The sequence below is a fragment of the Micromonospora endophytica genome (assembly GCF_003236305.1).
Taxonomy (GTDB): domain Bacteria; phylum Actinomycetota; class Actinomycetes; order Mycobacteriales; family Micromonosporaceae; genus Micromonospora; species Micromonospora endophytica.
The window spans coordinates 1-4,574 of the sequence record NZ_POTX01000348.1 but is presented as its reverse complement, the minus strand read 5'-3'; the positions used below and the strand labels follow the sequence as shown (position 1 = coordinate 4,574).

Genomic DNA, 4,574 nt, shown 5'->3' with positions numbered 1-4,574 from the left:
CGGTCCCGCACGCGTACGAGTTGATCGTGGCGGATCGGCTGATGTTCGGCTGGGCGATGGACGGCCAGGCCGACCACCAGGAAGGTCATCCCGACGTACGCCCAGCCGACCAGCACGTCGATCACATAGTGCTCGCCGCTGTAGACCAACGTGAAGGTCATCGCCAAGGGGTACGACAGCAGCAGCGGCCACCAGCGACGCCGGACGTTGCGCAGGAAGAAGACCACCACGAACAGCGCGAAAGCGGTGTGCAGCGACGGCATCGCGGCCACCGGGTTCGACGCCAACTGCCCGGCGTTGAGCATGTTGCCGGCACCGTGCATGCCGAACGCCTTCCACCCTCGGGTGGAGATCCGGGCGACCTCCTCCAGCAGGCCGTTCTGCGCAGCCCACCAGGGTGGCGCGGCCGGGTAGAGGAAGTAGGTGACCAGGCCGGTGGCGCAGAGGAAGAACCAGCGGCGCATGAAGGCCGCCCAGCGACTGCGCTCCCGCATCCAGAGCACTGTGGCCGCGGCCAGTGCCGCCACGAAGTGCGAGAAGTACACCCAGCTGGCCAGGACGTCCCACCAGTGCACCTCGGGGTGGTAGAGGCGCTGCTGCAACCAGACCGTCGGCACCTGGCCGTCCATCGCCCAGCCGAACATCAGCCGATCCGCCACGATCAACTCGTACGCGTGCGGGACCGTGCCGTCGTGGTAGGCGAAGCCACGGGAGAGGTTGTAGGCGACAAGCAGCAACACCACCGGCACCCAGTCCCGGGCGAAGCGCAGGTGGCTGCGCCACGGACGGGCGGAGTTCCAGGCGATGGTCCCCGCCCAGATCCAGAAGAAGGCGTAGAGCGGGTCGGTGGGCAGCCCGATGACGAGCCAGCCCACCACGAAGGCGACGCCCCACACCGACATCGCGATGACACGGCGACGACCGCCGTCGGGCGACACGGGTGGCTCGGCGGGCACGGCAGGCTGGGGGTCGGTCACGGCAGACATCGCGGACAAGGTTAACGGGTGCAAGGAAGGGCCCCCTGCTAACGCCTCGTGCCTTAAAGGGGCCCCCTCCTAACAAGCGCCCGCGTCGCCCGGGACGTGTGCCCGCGTCGTACGGGACGAGCAGCCGGGTCGCCCGGAACGTGCGCCCGCGTCGTACGGATTCTGGTGAACGCCTACGCTGTGGCCATGCAGGAGCAGTCGGATCATCCGCTGACGCCGGGGCTGACCGCCCGACTCGAGATGACCGTCACCGACGCCGACACCGCTCAGGCGGTCGGCTCCGGGGACGTGCCGGTGCTCGGCACCCCTCGGGTGCTCGCGCTGGCCGAGGCGGCGACCGTGGCGGCGACCGCGCGGCAGCTGCCCGCCGGGTCCACCACCGTGGGCACCCGGGTCGAGCTGCGTCACCTGGCGCCGACGCCGGTGGGCCGGACGGTCACGGCCCAGGCCCGGCTCACCTCGGTCGACCGACGGCGGCTGGTGTTCACGGTCACCGTCACCGAAGGCGATCAGGAGGTGGCCGCCGGCGAGGTGGAACGGGTCCTGGTCGACCGGCACCGGTTCGTCGAACGCGCGGGACAGACGTCATGACCGGCTCTTTCGTCGAGGTCGCCGACCGCGTGCTGGTGCTGCGGGAGCCGCTGCTCGCGGTGAACGTCACGCTGGTGCTCGGCGACGGCGAGGCGCTGCTCGTCGACACGCTCTCCACCGCCCGGCAGGCCGCCGAGTTGGCCGCCGCCGTGCGGGCCGTCACCGCCGACCCGTTGACACTTGTCAACACCCATCATCACTTCGATCACTGTTTCGGTAACGCCACCCTCGCCGCCGACCCACCCCGGCCGATCTGGGCACACGAACTGGCCGCGGCGGCGTTGCGCGACGACCCGGGCAGGCTTCACGACGAGGCGTACGCGGAACTGCGCGACGGGCACCCCGAGCTGGCCGCCGAGTTGGCGGAAACCATCCTGTTGGCACCCACCCGGACGGTGCACACCGAGGCCACCCTCGACGTCGGTGGCCGGCGGGTGCTGCTGCGGCATCCCGGTCGCGGGCACACCGACGCCGACCTGGTGGTGCAGGTGCCCGATGCCGATCTGCTGGTCGCCGGTGACCTGGTCGAGCAGGCCGGCCCGCCGGCGTTCGAGGACTCGTACCCGTTGCAGTGGCCCGACACGCTTGCCGAGCTGCTGCGCTGGACCACCCCCGCCACCGTGGTGGTGCCCGGCCACGGCGAGGTGGTGGACGCCGATTTCGTCCGGACGCAGCACGCCCAACTGGTCGAGCTGGCCTGGTTGATCCGGGCCGGGCACACCGGCGGCGCACCGCCGGAGCGGATCGCGGCCGACGCCCCGTTCCCGGCTCGTCCGGCCCTGCTCGCCGCCCGGCGCGGCTACGCCGAACTGAACGGCACCGCCGGCTGAGACCGCAACACCGGCCGGCACCGCCAGCGAGGCGGGAGGGCCAGCCGACACGCCGGCTGAGACCGCAACACCGGCCGGCACCGCCGGTGGGGCGGACCGCCACCGGCGGGCCGGCGGTCGGGTGGTCAGGTGGTCAGGTGGTGAAGCGGGCGGTCACCTCGGCCCGGCTGGGCATGGCGACGGCTCCCCCGGGCCGTTCACAGACCAGTCCGGCGACCCGCAACGCGAAGGCGACCCGCTCGTTCCAGCCGTCCGATTCGACAGGTGCGCCGTCGACGAGCAGGTCGGCGACGAGGGCCGCCATCACCGAGTCACCCGCGCCGGTGGCGTCGACCGCGGCCACCTTCGGCGCGGGTACGCGTACCGGATCGGCTTCGGCGGCGACCACCGCCCCGGCGGCACCCAGGGTGACCACGACGGTGCCGGCGCCCAGTTCCCGCAGGTACGCCGCCACCCCTTCGACCGGTTCGCCGGGATAGAGCAGCTCGGCGTCGGCGGCGCTCAGCTTGACCAGGTGGGCCCCGGCGGCGAACTCGGCGACCACCGACCGCAGTCCGGCCAGTGCCGCCGGACCGTCCAGCAGCCGCGGACGGACGTTGGGGTCAAAGACCCGCAGGCCCGGCGTCAGCGACCAGGCCCGCCGGGCGGCGGCCAACGTCGCCGGCGCCAGCAGCACGATCGAGCCGCAGTAGAGCACGTCGGCGCCCTCGACCAGGGTGGCGTCGAGGTCTTCGGCCGTGAGCAGGGAGTACGACGGCGGCTCGCCGTAGAACCGGAAGTCCGGCTCGGCACCGGAGAAGGTGGCCACGGCCAGGGTGGTCGGCACGGCCGCGGCGACCGTCCCGGCCAGACCGACGCCGTTGGCGGCGAGGAAGGTACGGATCCGCTCGGCGAGTACGTCATCTCCGAGTGACCCGACGAACTGCACCGCGCCGCCGAGCCGGGCGACGCCTACCGCGACATTCAGCGGCGCACCACCGATGGCCTGCCGGTAGACCGGCGCACCGTCGCACTCGGTGTCGAGCAGGTCGACGAGTGCCTCGCCGAGCACCACCGCGTATCCCATCTGGTGTCCTCTCCGTGTGACAGGTACGTGATGCTCAAGGCTGGCACAGCTCGTGCCGACCGGCCCCGGAAGCTGCCGCATCAGCGCCGACCCGTTCGTCGTACGCATCGAGAGAGGGCTATTGCACAGTGGCGACCGGCGTGCTGGGATAGGGGTGCCGGGTGGCGCGGGGCTGCGGGCCACCGGCGCCGGGCTCATCTGTGCGCGAGGGCATTCACAACGCGTCGACAGACCGCCGGTGACGCTTCCTGGGCGCACGTCGCCGCGTCGTCGCATCCGTCCCACCAGCGGGCGGTCTCTCTCTCGCCACCCGCTCGTTCCGGCGGGGCCACCGATCCTCAGGTGCCCCGCGAGTCAGGAGAACCCGTGCACCGTCCACGTTTGGCCGCGCTGCTCACTGCGGCTTTCACTCTTCTCGCGGGAGCGGTCGTCGTGACCGCCAGCCCCGAGCCGGCCGCCGCCCACGGCGCGGCGATGACGCCCGGCGCCCGTACCTACCTCTGTTGGCGCGACGGTCTGACCCAGACCGGGGAGATCCGGCCGCAGAACCCGGCCTGTGCCGCCGCGGTGGCGCAGAGCGGCACGAACTCGCTCTACAACTGGTTCAGTGTGCTGCGCTCGGACGCCGGCGGCCGGACCACCGGCTTCATCCCCGACGGCCAGCTGTGCAGCGGCGGCGCCACCGGTTTCCGCGGCTACGACCTGGCCCGCAACGACTGGCCGCTGACCCACCTGACGGCCGGTCGGAGCATCGAGTTCAAGTACAGCAACTGGGCGCACCACCCGGGCACGTTCTACTTCTACGTGACCAAGGACAGCTGGAGCCCGACCCGGGCGCTGGCCTGGAGCGACCTTGAGGCGCAGCCGTTCCTGACGGTGACCAACCCGCCGCAGCGCGGCGCGGTCGGCACCAACGACGGCCACTACTACTTCACCGGCAACCTGCCGGCGAACAAGAGCGGCCGGCACATCATCTACTCGCGCTGGGTCCGCTCGGACAGCCAGGAGAACTTCTTCGGCTGCTCGGACGTGGTCTTCGACGGCGGCAACGGTGAGGTGACCGGCATCGGTGGTGGCAGCACGCCGCCGCCGAACCCGACC

At 71.8% G+C, this 4,574-nt stretch carries 5 protein-coding genes; 3 read left to right on the top strand and 2 right to left on the bottom strand.

What is annotated here, in order from left to right; translation table 11 throughout:
• A partial coding sequence (locus tag C1I93_RS28660; protein WP_111246383.1) for a phosphatase PAP2 family protein occupies window positions 1–986 on the bottom strand: 986 nt, incomplete at its 3' end.
• Window positions 987–1,172: 186 nt separating this feature from the next.
• Between C1I93_RS28660 and C1I93_RS28655 the strand changes: the two genes are divergently transcribed.
• The gene (locus C1I93_RS28655) at window positions 1,173–1,577 is read left to right on the top strand and encodes a thioesterase family protein (protein ID WP_111246382.1); all 405 of its coding nucleotides are present in this window, start codon (window positions 1,173–1,175) and stop codon (window positions 1,575–1,577) included.
• A complete protein-coding gene (locus C1I93_RS28650) occupies window positions 1,574–2,407 on the top strand; it encodes an MBL fold metallo-hydrolase (RefSeq protein WP_111246380.1) in 834 nt (277 codons plus the stop codon). The genes C1I93_RS28655 and C1I93_RS28650 overlap by 4 nt, the downstream gene beginning before the upstream one ends.
• Before the next feature lie 133 nt (window positions 2,408–2,540).
• Here C1I93_RS28650 and C1I93_RS28645 read toward each other — a convergent pair whose 3' ends face one another.
• Window positions 2,541–3,473, bottom strand: a complete 933-nt coding sequence (locus C1I93_RS28645) for a PfkB family carbohydrate kinase (RefSeq protein ID WP_111246379.1) — start codon at window positions 3,471–3,473, stop codon at window positions 2,541–2,543.
• A 366-nt stretch (window positions 3,474–3,839) separates the two neighbouring features.
• Here C1I93_RS28645 and C1I93_RS28640 point away from each other — a divergent pair.
• Window positions 3,840–4,574, top strand: a 735-nt coding sequence (locus tag C1I93_RS28640) for a lytic polysaccharide monooxygenase auxiliary activity family 9 protein (RefSeq protein WP_111246381.1), incomplete at its 3' end; no start/stop codon positions are given.

Coding starts and splice junctions, on each gene's coding strand:
- C1I93_RS28655 (WP_111246382.1), top strand. CDS start 1,173: ATGCAGGAGCAGTCGGATCATCCGCTGACGCCGGGGCTGACCGCCCGA.
- C1I93_RS28650 (WP_111246380.1), top strand. CDS start 1,574: ATGACCGGCTCTTTCGTCGAGGTCGCCGACCGCGTGCTGGTGCTGCGG.
- C1I93_RS28645 (WP_111246379.1), bottom strand. CDS start 3,473: ATGGGATACGCGGTGGTGCTCGGCGAGGCACTCGTCGACCTGCTCGAC.